Consider the following 21,524-nt stretch of genomic DNA (forward strand, 5'->3'; position numbering starts at 1 on the left):
CTTCGATCAGGCGCTGGCGCGCGTTGCGTTATCTGTTTTTCCGGCCCAGGCGCGCATCTTGTCGAGTCCGGTCCAATCGGCGTCCACGTAGGTGATGGCACCCGTCGGGCAGGCGGTGGCGCAGGCGGGGTCGCCGCCGCAGAGGTCGCACTTCTGCACCTTGCCGGTATCGGCGACGTAATTGACGGTGCCGAAGGGGCAGGCGATGGTGCACACCTTGCAACCGACGCAGGTCGATTCGTTCACCACCTTGGCGCCGGTGGCGACATCGACGCGGATGGCATCGACGGGGCAGGCGTTGAGGCACCAGGCTTCGGCGCACTGGGTGCAGGTGTAGGGCACCTTGCGTCCCTCATGCTCGAAGTTGAAGATCTTGATGCGCGACTTGGCGGGATTGAACACGCCGTAGTTCTCGTAGGAACACGCCATTTCGCACTGCAGGCAGCCGGTGCATTTGTTGGCGTCTATGTGCAGCGATTTCTGCATAGCCCCTCCTCGTTGATCTTTTTCGGCCGTCGCCGTCCGGCGCCAGCATATGCAAAACATAGCATATAGGCGACGCATGTATCAATCGAATCGATGACCCCATAAGAGCCATGGGGATTGCCGCGACTTCAGGGCCGGCGGCCGAGGATCACCGCGTGGCGGAAGCGCGAGGGCGCATGGGCGAAGACCGCCGAGCCGGCGACGATGAGCCAGAACAGCGCGAAGCGCGCCGAGGCATCGAGGGCCATCCAGGCGACGAGCACGAGTTTGGCGATCATCGCGAGGCCGGAGACCTCGCGCAAATGGCCGGGCTTGTTCCAGGTGTCGAGCGCGAACATCGCCAGCCCGCTGGCGGCGACGGCGGCCGCCGCATTGCCCGTCGCCAGCGGCGCGCCGAGCAGGCCGGCGCCGAGGAGGATCACCGCGACGAGATGCAGGCCGCGCAGCAGCACGTTGAGCCAGCGGCGCCAGATGGGACGCGTGCGGTCGGGATTCGCGGCAGCCATCGTCGGCGCTCGCGTGTCAGAATCGGTTGATGAAGGGCATGGACCGATGATAACCCTCGAGCGCGAGATGTCGGCGAGCCGCGGCGAATTCCTGCACGGCCTGGGGCTGGCGTTTCCGGGGCGCGTCGAGGAGAGCGGCGGCTTGCTGCGCGTCGACGACGGCGCGGCGGCGATGGAGATCGCGCTGACCCCCCTGCCCGACCGCACCATCGCGCTGCTGCGGCTGCCGAACATGAAGGTGCGGATCCGCTTTACGACAGGATCGCGCGAACAGCAGGAAGCGATGCTGGCCCGGATGGACCGGGCGATGCAGCGCGGCGGCGGCTAGCCGCGCCGCGCCGAGACGACGCCCGGCACTTCGCCGATCAGCGCCAGCACCCGCTGCAGCTGGGTCAGGCCGCCAAGCTCGACGGTGAAGCCCATGCGCGCGGCGCCGGCCTTCGACTGCGTCTTCACCGCCGTGACATTGACCTTCTCGCGCGACAGCACTTCGGAGATGTCGCGCAGCAGGCCCTGGCGGTCGCTGGCCTCGACCTCGATGTCGACGGCGTAGAGCAGGTCCTGTTGGGCCCCGCCGCCCCAATCGGCGTCGATCACACGCTCGGGGTTGCGCGCGATCATGTTGCGGAAGTTGGCGCACTCCGTGCGGTGGATGGACACGCCCCTGCCGCGCGTGACGAAACCGGCGATGGCGTCGGGCGGCGCCGGCTTGCAGCAGCGGCCGAGCTGCGTCAGCAGCTTGTCGACGCCGACGATCAGGATCCTGGAGTCGCCGCCGACCTTGCTGCGCTTGGTCTGGATGCCCTCCTCGACCGCGGCCGGCACGACCTCGCCGCGGAAGGCCACCTGGATGTCGCGGCTGGTGACGTCGCCTCGCGCGCTGGCCAGGTAGAGATCGTCGGCATGCTTGTAGCCGAGCTTGTGCGACAGCTCCTCGATATTGGCCTGTGTCTGCCCCTCGCGCTGCAACTCGCGCGCGATGGTGGCGCGGCCCTGCGCCAGCATTTCCTCGGACTCGAGCGCGGCGAACCACGCCTTGACCTTGGCCCGCGCGCGCGCGGTGGCGAGGTAGCCCTGCGCCGGATTGACCCAGTCGCGCGAGGGGCCGCCGCTCTTGGCGGTGACGATCTCGACCCGCTGCCCGCTCTGCAGGGGCGTATTGAGCGGTACCAGGTGGCCGTCGACCTTGGCGCCGCGGCAGCGGTGGCCGAGGTCGGTATGGACGCGGTAGGCGAAGTCGACCGGCGTGGCGCCGGCGGCGAGGTCGATCACGCGTCCCTGCGGCGTCATCACGTAGATGGTGTCGTCGAGCGCGGCGCGCTTGAACTGCTCGACCCAGGCGGCGGAATCGGTGACCTCGTCGCGCCACGACAGCAGCTGGCGCAGCCAGGCGATCTTGTCGTCGTAGGCGCCGTCGGCTTTCGCCGGCGCGCCGGCCTCCTTGTAGCGCCAGTGGGCGGCGACGCCGAGCTCGGCGTGGTGATGCATCTCGTGGGTGCGGATCTGCACCTCGACCGCACGGCCGTCCTCGGCCATCACCGCGGTGTGCAACGAACGGTAGTAGTTGCCCTTGGGATGCGAGATGTAGTCGTCGAACTCGCCGTGGATCGGCTGCCACAGCGCATGCACGATGCCCAGCGCCGTGTAGCAGTCGCGGACCGAGTCGACGACGATGCGCAGCGCGCGCACGTCGTAGACCTCGGAGAAGTCGATGTCCTTGCCGCGCATCTTGCTCCAGATGCTGTAGATGTGCTTGGGCCGGCCGTAGACCTCTGCGTCGGTGATGCCCGACTTCGCCAGCTCGTCCTTGAGCCGCTGCACCGCGGCGGCGATGAAGCCCTCGCGCTCGGCGCGCTTTTCGTCGAGCTGTTTGGCGATGCGCTTGTAGGTCTCGGGCTCGAGGAAGCGGAAGGACAGGTCCTCGAGTTCCCACTTGGTCTGCCAGACGCCGAGCCGGTTGGCCAGCGGCGCGTAGAGCTCGAGGGTCTCGCGCGCGGCCTCGTCGCGTGCGGGCCCCGGCTTGTCGGTGAACCAGCGCAGCGTCTGCGTGCGCGAGGCCAGCCGCAGCAGCACGACGCGGATGTCCTCGGCCATCGCCAGCAGCATCTTGCGCAGAACCTCGGCCTGCGCCCTGACCTCGGCCGCGCCGGCATTCGTGGCATTGGCGGCCGCCTGGGTCAGCGGCCGCAAGCCCTTGAGCCGGTGCAGGCTGCCGACCAGCGCCGCGACGGGAGCGCCGAAGTCCGCCGCCAGTTTCTCGCCGGCATCGGGGAGGAAGTCGTGCGCCGCGAACAGCAGGGCCGCGATGCGCGTGTCGGCATCGAGGCGCAGCGAGGCGACGATCAGCCCCATGCCGACGGCGTGGTCGAGGCAATCCTCGCCGGTGCCGAGCGTGCGGCCGGCATAGACCTCCTCGGCCAGGCGGAAGGCCCCGGTCAGACGGCCGACCGCGTCTTCGCCGAGGTCGGCGGCGAGCTGGCGGAAGACGGCATCGTCGACACCGGATTCGGGCAGGGAATGGACGACGGAAACCATGAGGGAATGAGGATAGGCCTTGGGCTGGTGTTTGCCGCGCGGCCACCGCGACGGCCGGATCATTCTACAAGGAGCCCAGCCCGCTTCCCACAGGCATCCGGCACTTGCTATCCTCACGGTAATTCCGAACAACAAGAACGTCTCTACCGGGAGCCCGATGGATGCAACCGCGCCGCAAGCGAACATCGTCCAACGCGACCGCCGCCGAATGTCTTCCGTGCATCAGGAAAGGCTGACATTCCGGTGGCGATAGAACGCGCGCAGGACGAGTTGCCGGGATACGCGGCCGACGGGCTCGTCGCCTGCCACGCCTGCGACTGCGTGCACCGCATCGTGCCCGTGCCGCCGAAAGGCAAGGCGCTGTGCCGGCGCTGCGGCGCCATCCTCTACCGCAACATGCCGAAGAGCCTCGACCATTCGGCCGCGCTCTACCTCGCGGCGATGATCCTGTTCCTGCTCGCCAACACCTTCCCCTTCGTCGCGCTCCAGTACGGCGACCGCATCGAGCACAGCCGGCTGATATCCGGAGGTCTCGCCCTGTTTCAGGCGGGCATGGGCGAAATCGGCTTTCTCGTGTTGCTGACCAGCGTGGTGTTTCCCTTCCTCACCCTGCTCGGCATGCTGTATCTGTTGCTGGCGCTGCGCTTCGGCATCCGCCCGCGCTGGAAGACGCGCGTCTGGGTCGTGGTCAGGGCGCTGACGCCCTGGAGCCTCATCGGCGTATTCATGCTCGGCCTGCTCGTCTCGGTGGTGAAACTGCAGGACCTGGCGGTGATCGTGCCCGGCGTCGCCTTCTATGCCTTCGTCGGCCTGCTGGTGGTGTCGACGTCCGCGGTCGCCAGTTTCGACCCGGCCGTGCTCTGGAAGCGCATGGGACCGGTAGCGGAACAGGGCCTCCCGCATGGTGCCGCGGACACCGCGGCGGCGATGGGCTACGCCACATGCCACACCTGCGACCTGCTGGTACGACACCCCGCCGCCGGCGACCATTGGGCCTGTCCGCGCTGCGGCAGCGCCGTGCACGGCACGCGCCACCCGGACAGCATCAACCGCACCTGGGCCCTGCTGGCGGCGGCAACGCTGCTTCTCGTGCCGGCGAACCTCCTGCCGGTGATGACCGTTATCCGCTTCGGCCAGGGCGAGCCGAGCACCATTCTGGCCGGCGTCGTGCACCTCATCCAGGATGGCGCCTGGCCATTGGGGCTGCTCGTCCTGTTCGCCAGCTTCGTCGTGCCGCTCAGCAAGATCGCGAGCCTGGTCTTCCTTCTCGTCACCATCCAGCGCGGATCGAACTGGCGCCGGCGCGACCGCACCCTCATCTATCGCATCACGGAAGTGGTCGGCGCCTGGTCGATGGTCGACATCTTCCTGGTCGGCATCCTGGTGGCGCTGGTGCGGATGGACGGGCTGGCGACGGTCTATCCCGGCAGCGGCGCCACCTTCTTCGGCGCGGCCGTGGTGCTGACGATGCTGGCCGCCCACGCCTTCGATCCGCGGCTGATCTGGGACACAGCGGACCCTGGCGAACGTGCCGCCGCCGGCGCGCCGGGAGCGGCGACATGAGCCAGCCCGACATCAGGGAACCCGTGGTGAAGGAACGCAGCGGACCCTCGCTGATCTGGCTGATACCGATCCTCACCGCCGTGCTCGGCGCCTGGCTGGTCTTCAACACCCTGACCGACCGCGGCCCGCTGGTGACCATCACCTTCCGCACGGCCGATGGCATCGAAGTCGACAAGACACGCGTCAAGTACAAGAGCCTGAGCATCGGCCAGGTCGAAGGCGTGCGTTTCAGCCCGGACTTTTCACGGGTGGAAGTGCGCGCCCGGCTCAACAAGGAGGCGGCCCACTTCCTGCGCCGCGACACGCGTTTCTGGGTGGTGCGGCCGACCCTCAGCGCGCGCGGCATCTCCGGCCTCGGCACGCTGCTGTCCGGAACCTACATCGAGATCGAACCCGGCCAGGGCGCGCCGCAGTCCCTGTTCGTCGGCCAGGAGACGCCGCCGGTGGTCAACTCGGAAATGGCCGGCAAGCGCATCACCTTGCTGGCGAGCCAGCTCGGTTCCATAGACCGCGGCTCGCCGCTGCACTACCAGGGCATCATCGCCGGCGAGGTGCTCGGCTACGAAATGGCCAACGACTACCGCAAGGTGTTGATCCACGCCTTCGTCAAGGCGCCGTACGACGCGCTGCTGCGCAGCAACACCCGCTTCTGGGGCAGCAGCGGCATCGACCTCTCCCTGAATTCGGACGGCTTGCGCCTGAAGACGGAATCGGTGCAGGCCCTGTTGTTCGGCGGCATCGCCTTCGACACCCCCGATATCCAGGAAGCCGGCGACGAGAACATCGACGGCCTGGTATTCACGCTGCACGACGACCTCAAGTCGATCAAGGAGAATTCCTACGCAAGCAAGGTCAGGTTCGTGGCGTTCTTCGAGGACTCCGTGCGCGGCCTTGCCATCGGCGCCCCCGTGGAGTTCAAGGGCATCAAGGTCGGCTCGGTCGTCGATGTGCGCCTGGAGCACGACGAACGCAGTGCCGCCTTCCGCATCCCGGTGCTCGTCGACATCGAGCCCGAGCGCATCGTCGGCCGCAGCGAACTCATGAAGCGCGCACCGCAGGAAGCCTTCCAGGCGCTGGTCAAGCGTGGCCTGCGCGCGCGGCTGCAAATGGGCAACCTGGTGACGGGACAACTGTACGTCGACCTCGACATGCAACCGAAGGCGCCGCTGCGGCTCGCCAACGCAGGCCGCACCGAGCCGGAGTTGCCGACCGTGCGCGGCGTCAGCCTCGAACAGGTCATGACCTCGGCGGCGAGCATCATGGAGAAGATCGACCGGGTGGATTTCGTCGCCCTCGGCGCCGACCTCCAGGGCACGCTGCAGGGCGTCAATTCGGTGGTCAACGGGCCGCAGCTGCAAAGCTCGCTCGCCGACCTCGCCGCATCGCTGAAGAGCCTGCGCAAGGTTCTGAGCGCCGTCGACGGCCGCGCCGAGCCGATCGCCGCCAACCTCGAACAGGCGCTGGTCGCGGCGCGCGAGGCCATGGAGAAATCCAAGGCGACGCTGACGCTGGTCGATGGCGTAATCGCCCCCGAAGCGCCGCTGCACTTCCAGGCGATACGGCTGGCGCAGGAACTGGTGCAGACCTCCCGCTCGCTGCGCAGCCTGGTCGAAATGCTGGAGCGCAACCCGCAAGCCCTGCTGCTCGGCAAGACGCCACCGAAGGAACCGTGATGAACGCTCGCCTCGCCGCCATCGCCACGTTCGCCGCCCTTGCCGCCCTGCTCGGCGGGTGTTCCTCGGCCCCGGCCACGCGCTTCTACACGCTCGATCCCGTCGTCGCCTCGCCGTCCGCCGGGCCGCAGGAGTCCGCCGCGCGCGTGGCGAAGCCGCTGACCATCGTCGTCACCGACGTGCGACTGCCGCAGTATCTCGACCGTCCCCAGATCGTCACCCGCGGCAGCGACCAGCGCCTGCGCTTCGCCGAATACGAGCACTGGGGCGGCAACCTGCGCGACGAGATGATCCGCATCCTCGCCGAAAACCTCGGGCGGCTGCTGCCGGGCGATCGCGTGATCGCGGCCCCCCACCCCGTGCCCCTGCAGCCCGACTACCGCCTCGCCCTCGAAGTGCAGCGTTTCGAGCGCGACGCCGACGGCCGCGTCCAGCTCATCGCGCGCTGGTGGCTCACGCGCAGCGCCGACCTCGCGCCGCTGGCCAGCCCCGCGGCCTCGTTCGCGGGCAGCGCCATCGGCGACAGTTCCATCGACGCCCTGGTTCAGTCGATGAGCGCGGTGTATGGCGAACTCGCGCAGGCCATCGCGCGCAGCCTGCCGCCGCGGGAGGCCGCCGGCCAATGAACCCACCCCGCAAGCCTTCGCTGCGCTCGGTTCCCCCCTCATGGGGCAAGAAACACTCGGGGCGGCCCTTCGTGTTTCTCGAGAGATGGGTCAGCGCCGCGCTGCTGTTGCCGCTGGCCTGCCTCGTCGGAGGAGCCAGGGCGCAGGACGGCCGCGCGCTGATGGAGGAATCGCTGCGGCGCCACGCGCCGCCGCCCTATGTCTACGAAGAGCAGGCCCTCGTTCTCAGCGATCGCCAGGGCCAGCTCGGCGTGCGAACCATGCGCTACTACGCGCGGCGTGACGCGGCCGGCAGCCAGAGCCTGCGGGTGATCGAGACGCCGGCGGAATCGAAGGGCAACGCCATCTACGTCGGCCGCGACGCCGCGGATGGCAAGCGCCGCGGCGCCGCACCGTCCGCCCCGGTGTTCGGTTCGAATTTCTCCGTGGCCGATCTGGAGGAAGAGCAGGTGCAGGATTTCCACTACAAGCGCGAAGCCGACCACGACCTCGACCGCGTGCCGCATCATGCGCTGCGCGCCGTTCCCGCCAGCGAAGCCGTCGCCAGCGCGACCAACTATCGCGAGCGGCGCCTCTACCTGCGCAAGGACAACCTGTACATCACGCGCATCGAGTACCGGGACAGGCAGGGACGGCTGGCCAGGCGCCAGACCTTTCGCGATCCGCGGCCGGAGGAATCCGGCGCCTGGCGCGCCAACATGATCCTCATGGAGGATCTGGTGGATGGCCGGCGCAGCCTGCTCAAGACCGAGCGCCGGGCGCATTCGCCGGATTACGTTCCCGCCGACGTCTTCGCCGGATGGCAGGCCAAGCCATGAATGCCGAGTCGCCGACACTGCTGCAGCGCTTCCTGCGGATCGGCATCGCCTACCGGGTGCCGAGCCTGATCTTCCTGCTGGCCGTGAGCCTGGTGGCCGCCCTGGGGCTGTCGCGCATGACCATCGATGCCGGATTCGAGCGCCTCGGCCCGGCGACGGACCCTGCCCGCGAAGCCTACCTCCATGTCGCGCGCGAGTTCGGCTCCGACAACCGGACCTTCATCTACCTGCGCGACGAGCAGCTGTGGTCGCCGGCGAAGCTGCAGGCGCTGGAACAGCTGCACCGCGAGCTGCAGCAGCTGCCCTTCGTCGAGCGCATCGACGACCTGTTCACGGCGCACGGCGTGCGCAGCATCGATGGCCAGTTGCAGGCGCAGGCCCTGCTCGCCGGCGCACCGGAGGATGCCGAGGGGGCGGAGCGGGCCCGGCGTACCGCGCTCGAAACCCCGACCGCGCTGCGCAACATCGTCAGTGCCGACGGCAAGGCCATCGCCATCGGCGTCGCCGTGCGCGAGCGCCACGAAGGGGCCGCCGGCAGCGAGATCAACGAAGCGCTGGAGCGTCTGCTGGCTCCCGCCCGCACGCAGTTCGCGACGGTGGCCCAGGTGGGACCGCCGCGTGTCGAGGCCGAAATCCGCCAGGGCATCGTGCGCGACCTCAGCCTGCTCGTGCCGGCCGCGATCCTGCTTCTGGTCCTCGGCGTGTTCGCCTTCTGCCGCAGCGTTTTCGCCGCCCTCGCCTCGCTTTTCGTCGGCTCGCTGAGCCTGCTGTGGACCTTCGGCCTGATGGGCCATGCCGGCATCCCGCTGAGCATCCTGTCGGCGATGCTGCCTGCCCTGGTGGTGGCGATCGCCGCCACCGAAATCGTCCGCATGGCGTCCGTCGGCGACCAGGGCCCCCAGGCGGTCACGACGGCGGACGAGGCGGCCAGCGGGGCCAGCGCCGCCGGGTCCATGGCGCGCAGCCTCGGCAAGCCGGCCGTGCTGACCCTGTTGATCACCGCGCTCGGCTTCGCCAGCAATGCCTTTTCCGGCATCGGGATCATCCGCGATTTCGCCCTGGCAGCGACCTTCGCCGTCCTCGCCAACGGACTCATCACGGTGCTGCTGGTTCCCATGCTCCATGCGGCGCTCGGCCAGCGCCTGGCGCCGCGGCGACATCTGGCGACGGGCGGCGCCGCCACCCTGGCCCTTCGCGCGCTGGCCTGGCTGCGACACCGTCCCGCCTTGTGGGCACTGGGGATCGTCACGGCCCTGTGCGCGGCAGCCGTGCAGCTGGCCCCGAGCCTGCAGATCAGCAACGAACCGCTGTCCTTCTTCAGTGCCGATCGCCCGCTCGTGCGGGCCGCCGCCGTCATGCACGACGACCTCGCCGGCGTCGGCACCTTCTACATCACGCTGGACGGCAATGCGGAAGGGGCCTTTCGCGATCCGGCCAACCTGCAGCGTCTCGCCGACATACAGGCCTTCATCGCCAAGCAGCAGATCTTCGACCGCAGCCTCTCGCTCGCCGACATGGTGGCGCAGGCGAACCAGGCCTCCGCCAATGGCCGCCCCGACGCCTACCGCGTGCCGCCGTCGCGCAAGCTGGCCGCCCAGTATCTGCTGCTCTACCCGCCCCATGCCCTCGCGCCGTATGTCAGCCACGATTTCCGGCGCGCCAACATCGTCGTGCGCCTCAGCGTGAGCGACTCGTCGACGCTGAACCGTCACGTCCGCGAGTTGCAGCAGGCCGTCACCAGCTACGCCGGACCCGGCATGGCGACGGCGCTCGTCGGCGAGAATTTGCTGATCAACGGCTCCGCCGACAGGCTCCTCACGGGACAGGCCATGGCGCTGGCCGCACTCCTCATCGTCGTGTTCATCATCACTTCGCTGATGTTCACCTCCGTCAAGGGCGGCATCGTCGCCCTGGTGCCGAGCGTGCTCCCGGTCCTCATGATTCTCGGCATCATGCGGGTCCTGGCCATTCCGCTCAACGCCGGTACCGCGCTGGTCGCCATCGTCGCCATCGTCATCGCCCTCGAGGGAACGGTTCGACTGTTCTCGCGCTACAGCGAATTGTGTCGCGGCGCCACCAGCTACGACGAGGCGGTCGTCGCGACGGTGAAGACCGAGGCCGCGGCGATGGTTGCGGTCAGCCTCGCGGTGGCCGCCGGCTTCGGCGTTCTGGCGGTGTCCGAGTTCGCCCTGATCGCGCAGTTCGGCGTGCTCGCCGCCGTCGCCATGCTGGCCTCGATCGTCGTCAATCTGCTGATCACGCCCCTGGTCATGTCGCGCATCCGCCTGGTCGGCCTCTACGAAATCCTCGCCATGTCGATGCAGCGCCAGGCGCTGGAGCACAGCCCGCTGTTCCACGACATGACCCCCTACCAGATCCGCAAGACCATCCTGCTTTCCGAACTGCGCGAGTATCGCGACGGCGATTGCCTCATCGAACAGGGCACCATGGGCCGCAGCATGTACATCGTGGTCGGCGGCCAGCTCGAGGTGGTGCGCCGCGACGGTCCGCGCGAAATCCGCCTCGCCCTGCTCGGCCCCGGCGACGTCTTCGGCGAGATCGGCTTCGTCCACGAGACCTACCGCACCGCCGACGTGCGCGCCCTGGGTGCGGTGTCGGTATTGTGCATAGACCATGAACGCCTGAAGAAAGACCTCGCGCTGTTCCCGCACATCATGTCCAAGCTCAATTTCAACATCAGCGGAATTCTCGGCAAGCGTCTCGCCGAAGTCGTCGACGCCAGCCATTCGCCTGCCGCCAAGACCGGCGAAGATCGCTGAATTCCACCCGTCGGCCGAGGTCGGCCCAATCCTAGAGGAGCAGCGCCCGTGACACGACGCATCACCCATGCATTCGCCTTCCTGCTTTTGGCGCTGAGCCAGGCCGCCGCACACGCCCAACCGAGCCAGGGCGGCTTCGAGGAAGCGCCCGCCCTGAGCGCCGCCGAACTGCTGCCGGCCGACCTGGTCAGGAGCGAGCGGCACACGCTGGCCGAACCGGTGCGGATCGAAGGCTTTCGCGCGATGTTCGACCTGAAGACCGGCCATGGCGAATTCCGCGTCCCGGGCCGGGAACTCGCCTACCTGCGCATCGCGGAACTGCCGGCGGTCGACGCGCTAAGCCGCATCGAACATAGCCAGGTGTTCACGGACTCGCTGGCCAAGGCCGCGAAGGCCCCTCTGGACTTCCTGACCAACGCGGTCAATGCGCCCGACGCGACGGCGGGCAATGTCGCGGCAGGTGCCGGAACCCTGCTGGATAGGCTGGGCATCACCATCCGCTCGACGCTGGAGCGGGTCGGCGACGGCGTCAGCGACATCGCCACCGCCAGGGAGTCGACGGTCGAGACGAGCGACGAGAGCAAGCCGCCGTCGTTCACCAGCGATCCCTTCGGTTACAGCAAGGCCCGCCGTTCCTGGGCGAAAACCGTCGGCGTCGATCCCTACAGCAGCAACCCGGTGCTGCAGCGGCTCCTCGATGAAGCGGCGACGGCCTCCTTCGCCGGCAGCTTCGCGGTGGATACCGCCCTTGGACTGGTGGTCGCACCGGTGAAATTCGCCGTCGGCTTCGACACCGACAGCCGCGACGCCGTCTGGGACCTGTCGCCCGAAGACATCCAGGCACGGCTCGAAAAGCGGCTCGCCGCCATGGGGATCGAAGGGCGCCTGGTCCGCGATCTCTTCCGCAACCCCTGGCTCACGCCGACGCTGCAGACTGCCCTAGTGGCCGCGCTGGAAAAGCTGGAAGGCGCGACGGGCCGTGCCGACGCGGTCGACCTGGCCACGAGACTGCCGGGCGAAGCGCGCCTGCGCGGCCTGATCGAGACCCTGAACCTGCTGGCCGGTCATCATCAGTCGGCCGAACCGATCAGGCATCTGCGCTTCCAGAACCATGTCGCCGTAGGCCACATCGCCGAAGGCAAACTGGTCGCTGCGATCAGCGCGGACTATCTGTCCTGGAACCCCGCCGCGGCCGAGCTTGCCGGCCGGCCGGACCTCCTGGCGGCGCAGCGAACGCTGCTCATTTCCGGCAAGGCGAGCGCCCGCGCCCGCCAGGAGTTCGAAGGCGCCGGATGGAGCTTGACCGAGTCGGCATTGGGCCGCGTCGCACCGACGAAGGTTTCAGCGGCCGGCGGTTCTTGACCGCCCGCCACGAATCCAAGACAATATTCGTTCAGATTTAAACGACTTCCCCCGTCAAAAGCCCGAAACCGATCGGTGAATCAATGCACCTGGACAGTTATCCACACATCACCCACCGAATCGAGTCGCTTTGGGGCACCAAGGAGTGCCGCAACTTCCTGCTCGAGTTGATTTCCGACAGTCGCGACGGCAAACGGCAGGGGTTGCCGCCCGACGTCGCCAAGGAAATCATCCTGGTGCTTCAACACCACGATGCGGAATTTCCGGGCTTCGACGACTCCGCCGAGTTCGTGAAGATGAGTTACCAGTTCATGCCGCGCGAGGTGCCGGTCGCAGCCGCGGCGAACGAGGGCGTGGTCCTGAAGTTGCTCGCGAGAATCTCGGCGTACGGCGTCGCCCTCGTCCTCGCCATCGAGACACTCCGCAAGATCGTCTAGGATTTCCGCCGCAGCGCCGCCGTGGCGAAAGCCCCGGAGCACCGCCTGGTCAGCCGACCCAGTTCCGCGCGTTGCGGAACATGGCCATCCACGGGCTGTATTCCCCCAGCCCTGCCGGATGCCAGGACATCTGCACCGAGCGGAAGACGCGCTCGGGGTGCGGCATCATGATGGTGAAGCGGCCGTCCTGCGTGGTCACGCCGGTGACGCCCTCGGGTGAGCCGTTGGGATTGAACGGGTAGCGGGTCGCCGGCACGCCGCGGTTGTCGACGTAGCGCAGCGCGACCTCGGGGCATGAAGTCGCGCCGAACACCGCACGGCCCTCGCCATGGGAGACCACCACCGGCAGCTTCGAGCCGGCCATGCCGCTGAAGAAGATCGAGGGCGACTTGGGAATTTCGACCATGGCGAAGCGCGCCTCGAACTGCTCGCTGCGATTGCGGTGGAAGGTCGGCCAGGCGCTCGCACCGGGAATGATGGACGCGAGGTTGCTCATCATCTGGCAGCCGTTGCAGACGCCCAATGCGAAGGAGTCGGCGCGCTGGAAGAAGGCGGCGAACTCGTCCTTGAGCTTCGGATGGAACAGGATGGATTTCGCCCAGCCCTGCCCCGCGCCGAGCACGTCGCCGTAGGAAAAGCCGCCGCAGGCGGCGAGCCCCTTGAAGTCGGCCAGATGCACGCGGCCGGCCATCAGGTCGGACATGTGCACATCGACGGCCTCGAAGCCGGCGCGATCGAAGGCGGCGGCCATCTCGACCTCGCCGTTGACGCCCTGCTCCCTGAGAATCGCCATTCTGGGCCGCGCGCCGGCAACAACGAACGGCGCGGCCGGATCGAAGGTGAGTTGCACCGATAGGCCGGGATCGGCCGCGTCGAGGACGGCATCGAACTCCTCCTGCGCGCAGCCCGGGTCGTCGCGCAGCCGCGCGACCTGGAAGCTGACCTCGCCCCAGGCACGCTGCAGCTCGACGCGCTTGACCGCGAACGCCGGCTTGGCGTTGCGCCAGACGCGGATCTCGTCGGCGTCGTTGAGAGTGCCGACGATGTGCGAACAGGCGCCGAGCCCCGCGTCGCGCAGCGTCTGCATCACGGCGGCGCGGTCGGCGCGGCGCACCTGGATCACGGCGCCGAGTTCCTCGTTGAACAGCGCGGCGACCATGCGGTCGCGCATGCGGCCGTCGAGCAGCTCCGGCACGCGCTCGATGCCGTCGACGTCGTTCATCAGCGGGTCGTAGCAGAGCGCGTCGAGATTGAGCGAGACGCCGAGATGGCTGGCGAAGCTCATCTCGCAGACGGTGGCGAAGAGGCCGCCGTCGGCGCGGTCGTGGTAGGCGAGGATCTGCGGCCGCAGCTTCTGGATCGCGGCGAAGAAGGCCTTGAGCAGCGCGGCGTCGGCGTCGGGCGGCACGTCGCCGGAGACGCCATGCACCTGGGCCAGCGCCGAGCCGCCGAGGCGGTTCCTGCCCTGGCCGAGGTCGATGAGGATCAGTTCGGTCTCGCCCTGCTCGTCCGACTGTAACTGCGGCGTCAGGGTGTTACGGATGTCGGCACAAGGCGCGAAGGCCGTGGCGATCAGGGACAGGGGGGCCGTGACCATCTTGTCCTTGCCGCCGTCCTGCCACTTGGTGCGCATCGACAGCGAATCCTTGCCGACCGGGATCGACACGCCCAATTGCGGACAGAACTCGAGCCCGACCGCCTTGACGGTGTCGAACAGCGCTGCGTCTTCAAAGCCGTGGCCGGCCGCCGCCATCCAGTTGGCGGAGAGCTTGACCTTGCCCAGGTCGTCGATCTGCGCCGCGGCGAGGTTGGTGATCGCCTCGCCCACGGCCATGCGGCCCGAGGCCGGCGCGTCGAGCAGCGCGAGCGGCGTGCGTTCGCCCATGGCGAAGCACTCGCCGAGATTCGTGTCGTAACCCATCGCCGTCACGGCGGCGTCCGCCACCGGCACCTGCCACGGACCGACGAACTGGTCGCGCGCGGTGAAGCCGCCGACGGTGCGGTCGCCGATGGTGATGAGGAAGCTCTTGCTCGCGACCGCAGGGAGCCGCATGACGTCGAAAGCGGCCTGCTTGAGGTCGATCCCGCCGAGGTCGAGCGCGGGCATCGTCACCGTCCTGCGCTCGGCCTTGCGGTGCATGCGCGGCGGCTTGCCGAGCAGCACGTCCATCGGCATGTCCACGGGCTTGTTGCCGAAGTGGTCGTCCTTGACGATCAATTGCCGTTCCTCGGTCGCCTCGCCGATCACCGCGTAGGGGCAACGCTCGCGCTCGCACAGCGCCTCGAACTCGGCCAGGCGTTCGGGCGAAATCGCCAGCACGTAGCGCTCCTGCGCCTCGTTGCACCAGATCTCGCGCGGCGCCATGCCGGGTTCCTCGTTGGGCACGGCGCGCAGGTCGAACAGCGCGCCGCGGCCGGCATCGTTGGCCAGCTCGGGCATGGCGTTTGATATGCCGCCGGCGCCGACGTCGTGGATGGCGAGGATGGGATTGTCGTCGCCCATCTGCCAGCAGCGGTCGATGACCTCCTGCGCACGCCGCTGCATCTCCGGGTTGCCGCGCTGCACCGAGGCGAAGTCGAGGTCGGCGGCATTGGTGCCGGTTGTCATCGACGATGCCGCGCCGCCGCCCAGGCCGATCAGCATGCCGGGGCCGCCGAGCTGGATCAGCCTGGTGCCGGCGGGGAAAGCTTGCTTGAAGGCATGGCGGTCGGAAATGTTGCCGACGCCGCCGGCGATCATGATCGGCTTGTGGTAGCCGCGCATCTCGCCGTCGAAAACCTGTTCGAAGGTGCGGAAGTAGCCCGCCAGATTCGGCCTCCCGAACTCGTTGTTGAAGGCGGCCGCCCCGATCGGACCTTCGATCATGATATCCAGCGCCGAGGCGATGCGCTCGGGCTTGCCGTAGTTCGACTCCCACGGCTGCGCGTAGCCGGGGATCTTCAGGTCGGAGACCGAGAAGCCCGAAAGGCCCGCCTTGGGTTTGGAACCGCGGCCGGTGGCACCCTCGTCGCGGATCTCGCCACCCGAGCCGGTGGCCGCGCCGGGGAAAGGCGAAATCGCGGTCGGGTGGTTGTGGGTCTCGACCTTGGCGAGGATGTGGGTCGCATCCTCGACGTAGGCATAGCTGCCATCGGCCTGCGGGTAGAAGCGCCTGATTTGCGCACCCTCGATGACAGAGGCGTTGTCGGAGTAGGCCACGACCGTGCCCTGCGGATGCACCTTGTGCGACTCGCGGATCATGCCGAACAGCGACAGCGGCTGATCCAGGCCGTCGACGGTCCACGAGGCGTTGAAGATCTTGTGGCGGCAGTGCTCGGAATTGGCCTGGGCGAACATCATCAGCTCGACGTCGGTCGGATTGCGGCCGACTTTCGTGAAGTTATCGACCAGGTAGTCGATCTCGTCCTCGGACAGCGCCAGGCCGAGCTCGGAGTTGGCCTTGACCAGCGCAGCACGGCCGCCGGCCAGGATGTCGACCGCGGTCAGCGGCTGGGGGGCGACGTGGTGGAAGAGTTGCTCGGCGGCGGCGATCGAGTCGAGCACCGACTCGGTCATGCGGTCGTGGAGTCGCGCCAGATCGACCTTGCCGGCCGCGCGATAGGCGACGCCGCGCTCGATGCGCTTGATCGCGGCGAAGCCGCAGTTGTGGGCGATGTCGGTCGCCTTCGAGGCCCAGGGCGAGATGGTGCCGAGCCGCGGCGTGACCAGGATCAGCTTCCCCGCGGCTTCCGCCGGCAGCGTCGCGGGAATGCCGAGCAGTTCCTTGAGCCGCGCCAGTTCCTCGCCCGTCAAGGTGCCGTCGGTCTCGACGAAATACCAGTGCTCGGCCGTCAGGGCGCTGCCTGCCTGTTCCTGCAGGCGGGCGAGACGGGAAACGGAAAAGGCGGCCGTGCCGCGAAGCTTGAGAATCTGGGACATGACGGGGATGGCTGGCAGGAGGGAGGCAGGACGAAATTATATCCGCCGCCCCTGCGGTAAAGTGCCCCACCCGCACTCCCGTTTCGCCATGTCGCCACGCCTGCTGTTCGTCATCGTCTTCGTCGAGGGCTACTGTTCCCTCGGCGCGGAGGTCATCGCCCTGCGCCGGCTGATTCCGCACGTCGGCAGTTCCATCGTCGTCACCGCCCCGACCATCGGCTTCTTCCTGCTGGCGCTGGCCCTCGGCTACCACTCGGGCAGCCGCGTCGCCAGGCACTTCCGTGCCGTGGTGGCGCGCAACTTCCTGATCTCGGCCGCGCTGATGGGCGCCGGCCTGTCCGGCAGCGGCGTCGACGCCATTTTCGCCGGCGCGCCGGTCTGGTTCGCCTACCTCGTCTTCATCGGCGGCGTGCTCTGCCCGCTGGCCTGGCTGCTCGGCCAGACCGTGCCCATCCTGACCAACCTGATGCGCGCGCAGCGCAGCGGCGAGGCGGCGGGACGCGCGCTCTACTGGTCCACGCTGGGCAGCTTCCTCGGTTCGGTGACGCTGTCGCTCGGCATGATGCAGCTGTTCGGCGTCTGGTCGGCCGTGCTGCTCGGCACGGCGCTGCTCATTGCCGGCACGGCGCTGATCGAGCGGCCGCGCCCGCTGGCGGCCACCCTGCTCACCGGCGTGGCGGCGCTGGCCCTGGTCGCCAACCTCGGCGACCGCCGGCGGGCCGACACGGCCTACGCCGACTATGCCGTACTCGAAGTGAAGCGCGACGGCATGGTGACGCCGCGGGCCTTCAACGTGAATAACCAGACCGCCTCGCTGATGGACAGCGCGAACCCACCGGCCTACGCGCGCTACGTCGAGCACCTGCGCCACGTCCTGCTCGAGGACCTCGGCTTCAGGGATCGCGACATCCTGGTGCTCGGCGCCGGCGGCTTCACCCTGTCGCATCGCGAGCCGGCGAACCGCTACACCTATGTCGACATCGACCCCGCCATCCGTGCCATCGCCGAACGCGACTTCCTGCGCGAAGCCGCCCGCGGCGAGTTCGTCGTGGCCGACGCGCGCCGCTACGTGGCGGAAACGCAGAAGCGCTACGACGCGGTCGTGGTCGACGTCTACAGCGCCCGCACCTCGATTCCGGGCCACCTGGTGACGCGCGAGTTCTGGCGCGACAGCCGCCGCGCGCTCAAGCCCGGCGGCGTCCTGCTCGCCAACCTGATCCTCGACGGCCGGCTCGCCAGCGACTATGCCCGCAACCTGCTCGCCACCATCGAGTCCGCCTACGGCCGCTGCGCGGTCGAGGTCCTGGCCAAGGCCGTGCCGGTCAGCAACGTCGTGGTCAGCTGCTTCGCCGTCGATGCCGCCGAGCCGGCCCGGCTCTATGTCGACGAGAAGAACCGCGCCGATCTCGATGCCGCCCGCCTGCCTTGAGTTCGGGCGGAATGCCCCCACTTAAAGCGAAGTTTTAATGGAGAACTCCAATGGCTGATAATTCCTGCGACGTCACGGTCGCCGATTTCGACGAGAAGGTGCTGGCTGCCTCCCAGGCCGTCCCCGTCATCGTCGATTTCTGGGCCCCTTGGTGCCAGCCGTGCAAGATCCTCAAGCCCATCCTCGAGAAGCTCGCGGCCGAGTACGGCGGCAAGTTCATCCTGGCCAAGGTCAATTCCGACGAGAACCAGGAACTGTCCGCCCGCTACGGCGTACGAGGCATCCCGGCGGTCAAGGCCTTCGTCGGCGGGCAGATGGTGGACGAATTCACCGGTGCCCTGCCCGAGGGCCAAGTGCGCGACTTCATCGCCGGCCTGATCCCCTCGCCGGCCGAGCCGTTGCGGCAGGAGGCCCTCACCGCCTACGCGGCCGGCGACCTCGCCCAGGCGCGCCAGCTGATGGCCCAAGCCATCAACACCGACCCCACCTACGACACCGCCTACCTCGACTTCGTCGAGCTGTGCCTCGCCGCCAAGGAGGACGACGCGCTCGCCGAGGCGCGCCAGGTGCTCGACCTCGTCGGCGAGCGCGCGCGCGACGCCGGCCGCGTCGAGTCGCTGCGCGCCCGGCTGCAGCTGGCCACCGCCGGCGCTGGCGTCGATGTCGCCGCCCTGCGGGCGCGGATCGACGCCGATCCGGCCGACCTCGACGCGCGTCTGCAGCTGGCCAACGCGCTGGCGGCCGCCACCGACTACCGCGGCGCCTTCGAGCAGCTGCTCGCCATCGTCCGCCAGGACCGCAAGTGGAACGAGGAAGCCGGCCGCAAGACCATGCTGACGCTGTTCACCATGCTCGGCGCCCAGCCGCAGTTCGACGACCTGGTGCGCGAGTTCCGCGTCGCGCTGTCGCGCACCCTCAACTAGCCCGAAGTCAAGTCTTGTCTTGAACGGGGGCGCCAGTAAGGTGCGCCCCTTCCCGCTTCCTGCTTCCCCCTGCCACCCCCCATGCTGCCACCCATCGAACACCGCATTGCCGAGGAACTCGGCGTCCGTCCCCAGCAGGTCTTCGCCACCGTGCAGTTGCTCGACGAGGGTGCCTCCGTCCCCTTCATCGCCCGCTACCGCAAGGAAGTCACCGGCGAGCTCGACGACACCCAGCTGCGCAATCTCGAGGAGCGCCTGACCTACCTGCGCGAGCTGGAAGAACGCCGTGCCGCCGTGCTCGCCTCCATCGACGAGCAGGGCAAGCTCACGCCCGAACTCAGGGCCGAGATCGAGGGCGCCGACACCAAGCAGCGCCTGGAAGACCTCTACCTTCCCTACAAGCCCAGGCGCCGCACCAAGGCGCAGATGGCGCGCGAGGCCGGGCTGGAACCGCTGGCCGACGCGCTGTTCGACGATCCCACGCTAAGCCCGGAAGCCGAGGCGGCCAAATACGTCAACACCGCCACCGAACCGCCGGAGCAGCACGTCCCCGACGTCAAGGCTGCGCTCGACGGCGCCAGGCAGATACTGATGGAGCGCTTCAGCGAAGATGCTGCCCTGCTCGAGAAGCTGCGCGCCTACCTCAACGAGCACGCGCTGATCGTCTCCGCCGTGGTCGAGGGCAAGGAAACCGAAGGGGCGAAGTTCCGCGACTGGTTCGACTACCGCGAAGCCATCGGGGCCATCCCCTCGCACCGCGCGCTGGCGCTGCTGCGCGGGCGCAACGAGGGCATGCTGCGCCTCGCCATCAAGACCGCGCCGGAACTGGAAGATCCCCCGCGCGCGTCGAGCTGCGAAGGCATGGTGGCAACCCATTTCGGCATCCGCGACCAGGGCCGTGCGGCCGACCGCTGGCTGGTCGAGACCGCGCGCTGGGCCTGGATGGTCAAGCTGTCGCTGCATCTCGAGCTCGAGCTGATGAACGCCCTGCGCGAGCGCGCCGAGGAAGAGGCGATCCGCGTCTTCGCCCGCAACCTGCACGACCTGCTGCTGGCCGCGCCGGCCGGCCCGCGCGTGACCATCGGCCTCGACCCGGGCATCCGCACCGGGGTCAAGGTCGCCGTCATCGACGCCACCGGCAAGGTCGTCGACACCGCCGCCATCTTTCCGCACGAGCCGCGCCGCGACTGGGAAGGCGCGCTGGCCACGCTGCGTCATCTTGCGAGCAAACACGGCGCCGAGCTGATCGCCATCGGCAACGGCACCGCCAGCCGCGAAACCGACAAGCTTGCCGCCGAGCTGATGAAGCGCCACCCCGAACTGAAGCTGACCCGCATCGTCGTCTCGGAAGCCGGCGCGTCCATCTATTCGGCGTCCGAACTCGCCGCCCGGGAATTCCCCGACCTCGACGTCACGCTGCGCGGCGCCGTCTCCATCGCCCGCCGCCTGCAGGACCCGCTGGCCGAGCTGGTGAAGATCGATCCCAAGTCCATCGGCGTCGGCCAGTACCAGCACGACGTCAACCAGTCGCGACTGGCCAGGATGCTCGATGCCGTCGTCGAGGACTGCGTGAACTCCGTCGGCGTCGATGCCAACACCGCCAGCGTGCCCTTGCTCACCCGCATCTCCGGCCTCAATTCGACGCTGGCCGCCAACATCGTCGCCTTCCGCGACCAGCACGGCGCCTTCAAGTCACGCGCACAGCTCAAGGAAGTGCCGCGCCTCGGCGACAAGACCTTCGAGCAGGCGGCAGGCTTCCTGCGCATAGCCGGCGGCGACAACCCGCTCGATGCCTCGGCCGTGCACCCCGAGTCCTATCCCGTGGTCGAACGCATCCTCAAGGACGTCGGCAAGGGCATGCGGGAGGTCGTCGGCGACAGCCGCACCTTGCGCGCGCTCGACCCGAAGAAATACGCCGACGCGCGCTTCGGCCTGCCCACGGTGCAGGATATCCTCAAGGAACTGGAAAAGCCGGGCCGCGACCCGCGACCGGAATTCAAGGCGGCATCGTTCAAGGACGGCGTCGAGGAACTCAAGGACCTCGAGCCCGGCATGCGCCTCGAAGGCGTGGTCACCAACGTCACCAACTTCGGCGCCTTCGTCGATATCGGCGTGCATCAGGACGGCCTGGTCCATGTCTCGGCGCTCGCCGACAAGTTCGTCAAGGACCCGCACACGGTGGTCAAGGCCGGCGACGTGGTCAAGGTGAAGGTGCTCGAGGTCGACATCGCGAGGAAGCGCATCGCGCTGACCATGCGCCTCGCCGACGAGGCTGCACCGCGCAAACCGCACGACGCACAGGAGCGCACCAGTGGAAAGGTCGGCGCTGGCGGGACGGCAAACCGCAAGCCGCAGCACCACGCCAGCCCCGCCCCGCGCCGCGAGCCCGAGGCGGCCGGGGCCATGGCCGCGGCCTTCGCCAGGCTCAAGCACTAGGCCCGGCGTAGAATTGTTTGCCGGCATTTCG

Annotated in this window: 15 protein-coding genes; 11 read left to right on the forward strand and 4 right to left on the reverse strand. The window is 68.4% G+C overall.

Annotation, left to right across the window (positions count from 1 at the left end; genetic code table 11):
* Nucleotides 1-6: 6 nt before the first annotated feature.
* Nucleotides 7-486 carry a 4Fe-4S dicluster domain-containing protein gene (locus tag EJE94_RS12165; protein WP_121241859.1) on the reverse strand — a complete coding sequence of 160 codons (480 nt, stop codon included), beginning with the start codon at nt 484-486 and terminating at the stop codon, nt 7-9.
* Nucleotides 487-614: 128 nt separating this feature from the next.
* Nucleotides 615-992: a hypothetical protein gene (locus tag EJE94_RS12170; RefSeq protein WP_121241861.1), complete on the reverse strand. Its 378-nt coding sequence runs from the start codon at nt 990-992 to the stop codon at nt 615-617.
* A 46-nt stretch (nt 993-1,038) separates the two neighbouring features.
* Here EJE94_RS12170 and EJE94_RS12175 point away from each other — a divergent pair, with 46 nt between their 5' ends.
* Nucleotides 1,039-1,320: a hypothetical protein gene (locus EJE94_RS12175; protein WP_121241863.1), complete on the forward strand. Its 282-nt coding sequence runs from the start codon at nt 1,039-1,041 to the stop codon at nt 1,318-1,320.
* Here EJE94_RS12175 and EJE94_RS12180 read toward each other — a convergent pair.
* Nucleotides 1,317-3,527 (reverse strand): RelA/SpoT family protein, encoded by a 2,211-nt coding sequence (locus EJE94_RS12180; protein ID WP_121241865.1) that lies wholly within the window; start codon nt 3,525-3,527, stop codon nt 1,317-1,319. The two genes, EJE94_RS12175 and EJE94_RS12180, sit on opposite strands and share 4 nt — an antisense overlap.
* Nucleotides 3,528-3,770: 243 nt before the next feature.
* Between EJE94_RS12180 and EJE94_RS12185 the strand changes: the two genes are divergently transcribed.
* The 7 genes from EJE94_RS12185 (at nt 3,771) to EJE94_RS12215 (ending at nt 12,786) form a co-directional block, all read left to right on the forward strand.
* Nucleotides 3,771-5,090 (forward strand): paraquat-inducible protein A, encoded by a 1,320-nt coding sequence (locus EJE94_RS12185; RefSeq protein ID WP_207855956.1) that lies wholly within the window; start codon nt 3,771-3,773, stop codon nt 5,088-5,090.
* Nucleotides 5,087-6,763, forward strand: coding sequence for a PqiB family protein (locus tag EJE94_RS12190; RefSeq protein WP_121241869.1), 1,677 nt, complete (start codon nt 5,087-5,089; stop codon nt 6,761-6,763). Before EJE94_RS12185 ends, EJE94_RS12190 begins: the two co-directional genes overlap by 4 nt.
* Nucleotides 6,763-7,389, forward strand: coding sequence for a PqiC family protein (locus EJE94_RS12195; protein WP_121241871.1), 627 nt, complete (start codon nt 6,763-6,765; stop codon nt 7,387-7,389). Before EJE94_RS12190 ends, EJE94_RS12195 begins: the two co-directional genes overlap by 1 nt.
* Complete coding sequence (locus tag EJE94_RS14770) at nt 7,386-8,207, forward strand: outer membrane lipoprotein-sorting protein (RefSeq protein ID WP_170155464.1); 822 nt, start codon at nt 7,386-7,388, stop codon at nt 8,205-8,207. Before EJE94_RS12195 ends, EJE94_RS14770 begins: the two co-directional genes overlap by 4 nt.
* Nucleotides 8,204-10,987: an MMPL family transporter gene (locus EJE94_RS12205; protein WP_165904829.1), complete on the forward strand. Its 2,784-nt coding sequence runs from the start codon at nt 8,204-8,206 to the stop codon at nt 10,985-10,987. The genes EJE94_RS14770 and EJE94_RS12205 overlap by 4 nt, the downstream gene beginning before the upstream one ends.
* Before the next feature lie 48 nt (nt 10,988-11,035).
* Nucleotides 11,036-12,349, forward strand: a complete 1,314-nt coding sequence (locus tag EJE94_RS12210) for a hypothetical protein (protein ID WP_121241874.1) — start codon at nt 11,036-11,038, stop codon at nt 12,347-12,349.
* A gap of 83 nt (nt 12,350-12,432) precedes the next feature.
* A complete protein-coding gene (locus EJE94_RS12215; RefSeq protein ID WP_121241876.1) occupies nt 12,433-12,786 on the forward strand; it encodes a hypothetical protein in 354 nt (117 codons plus the stop codon).
* A gap of 49 nt (nt 12,787-12,835) precedes the next feature.
* Here the strand turns inward: EJE94_RS12215 and purL are convergent, their stop codons facing one another.
* Complete coding sequence (gene purL, locus EJE94_RS12220) at nt 12,836-16,705, reverse strand: phosphoribosylformylglycinamidine synthase (RefSeq protein WP_121241878.1); 3,870 nt, start codon at nt 16,703-16,705, stop codon at nt 12,836-12,838.
* Between the two features lie 88 nt (nt 16,706-16,793).
* Here purL and EJE94_RS12225 point away from each other — a divergent pair, with 88 nt between their 5' ends.
* The 3 genes from EJE94_RS12225 (at nt 16,794) to EJE94_RS12235 (ending at nt 21,493) form a co-directional block, all read left to right on the forward strand.
* The gene (locus EJE94_RS12225) at nt 16,794-18,134 is read left to right on the forward strand and encodes a fused MFS/spermidine synthase (RefSeq protein ID WP_121241880.1); all 1,341 of its coding nucleotides are present in this window, start codon (nt 16,794-16,796) and stop codon (nt 18,132-18,134) included.
* Between the two features lie 50 nt (nt 18,135-18,184).
* Entirely contained in the window at nt 18,185-19,057 is an 873-nt protein-coding gene (locus tag EJE94_RS12230) for a tetratricopeptide repeat protein (protein WP_121241883.1), read from the forward strand.
* 81 nt (nt 19,058-19,138) lie between these two features.
* Nucleotides 19,139-21,493 carry a Tex family protein gene (locus tag EJE94_RS12235; RefSeq protein ID WP_121241885.1) on the forward strand — a complete coding sequence of 785 codons (2,355 nt, stop codon included), beginning with the start codon at nt 19,139-19,141 and terminating at the stop codon, nt 21,491-21,493.
* Nucleotides 21,494-21,524 lie beyond the last annotated feature (31 nt).

The organism is Sulfurisoma sediminicola, from assembly GCF_003865015.1.
Taxonomy (GTDB): Bacteria; Pseudomonadota; Gammaproteobacteria; order Burkholderiales; family Rhodocyclaceae; genus Sulfurisoma; species Sulfurisoma sediminicola.

Bases quoted from the DNA above. Each gene is read 5' to 3' on its own strand.
- EJE94_RS12165 (WP_121241859.1), bottom strand. From the start codon at position 486: ATGCAGAAATCGCTGCACATAGACGCCAACAAATGCACCGGCTGCCTG.
- EJE94_RS12170 (WP_121241861.1), bottom strand. From the start codon at position 992: ATGGCTGCCGCGAATCCCGACCGCACGCGTCCCATCTGGCGCCGCTGG.
- EJE94_RS12175 (WP_121241863.1), top strand. From the start codon at position 1,039: ATGATAACCCTCGAGCGCGAGATGTCGGCGAGCCGCGGCGAATTCCTG.
- EJE94_RS12180 (WP_121241865.1), bottom strand. From the start codon at position 3,527: ATGGTTTCCGTCGTCCATTCCCTGCCCGAATCCGGTGTCGACGATGCC.
- EJE94_RS12190 (WP_121241869.1), top strand. From the start codon at position 5,087: ATGAGCCAGCCCGACATCAGGGAACCCGTGGTGAAGGAACGCAGCGGA.
- EJE94_RS12195 (WP_121241871.1), top strand. From the start codon at position 6,763: ATGAACGCTCGCCTCGCCGCCATCGCCACGTTCGCCGCCCTTGCCGCC.
- EJE94_RS14770 (WP_170155464.1), top strand. From the start codon at position 7,386: ATGAACCCACCCCGCAAGCCTTCGCTGCGCTCGGTTCCCCCCTCATGG.
- EJE94_RS12205 (WP_165904829.1), top strand. From the start codon at position 8,204: ATGAATGCCGAGTCGCCGACACTGCTGCAGCGCTTCCTGCGGATCGGC.
- EJE94_RS12215 (WP_121241876.1), top strand. From the start codon at position 12,433: ATGCACCTGGACAGTTATCCACACATCACCCACCGAATCGAGTCGCTT.
- purL (WP_121241878.1), bottom strand. From the start codon at position 16,705: ATGTCCCAGATTCTCAAGCTTCGCGGCACGGCCGCCTTTTCCGTTTCC.
- EJE94_RS12225 (WP_121241880.1), top strand. From the start codon at position 16,794: ATGTCGCCACGCCTGCTGTTCGTCATCGTCTTCGTCGAGGGCTACTGT.
- EJE94_RS12230 (WP_121241883.1), top strand. From the start codon at position 18,185: ATGGCTGATAATTCCTGCGACGTCACGGTCGCCGATTTCGACGAGAAG.
- EJE94_RS12235 (WP_121241885.1), top strand. From the start codon at position 19,139: ATGCTGCCACCCATCGAACACCGCATTGCCGAGGAACTCGGCGTCCGT.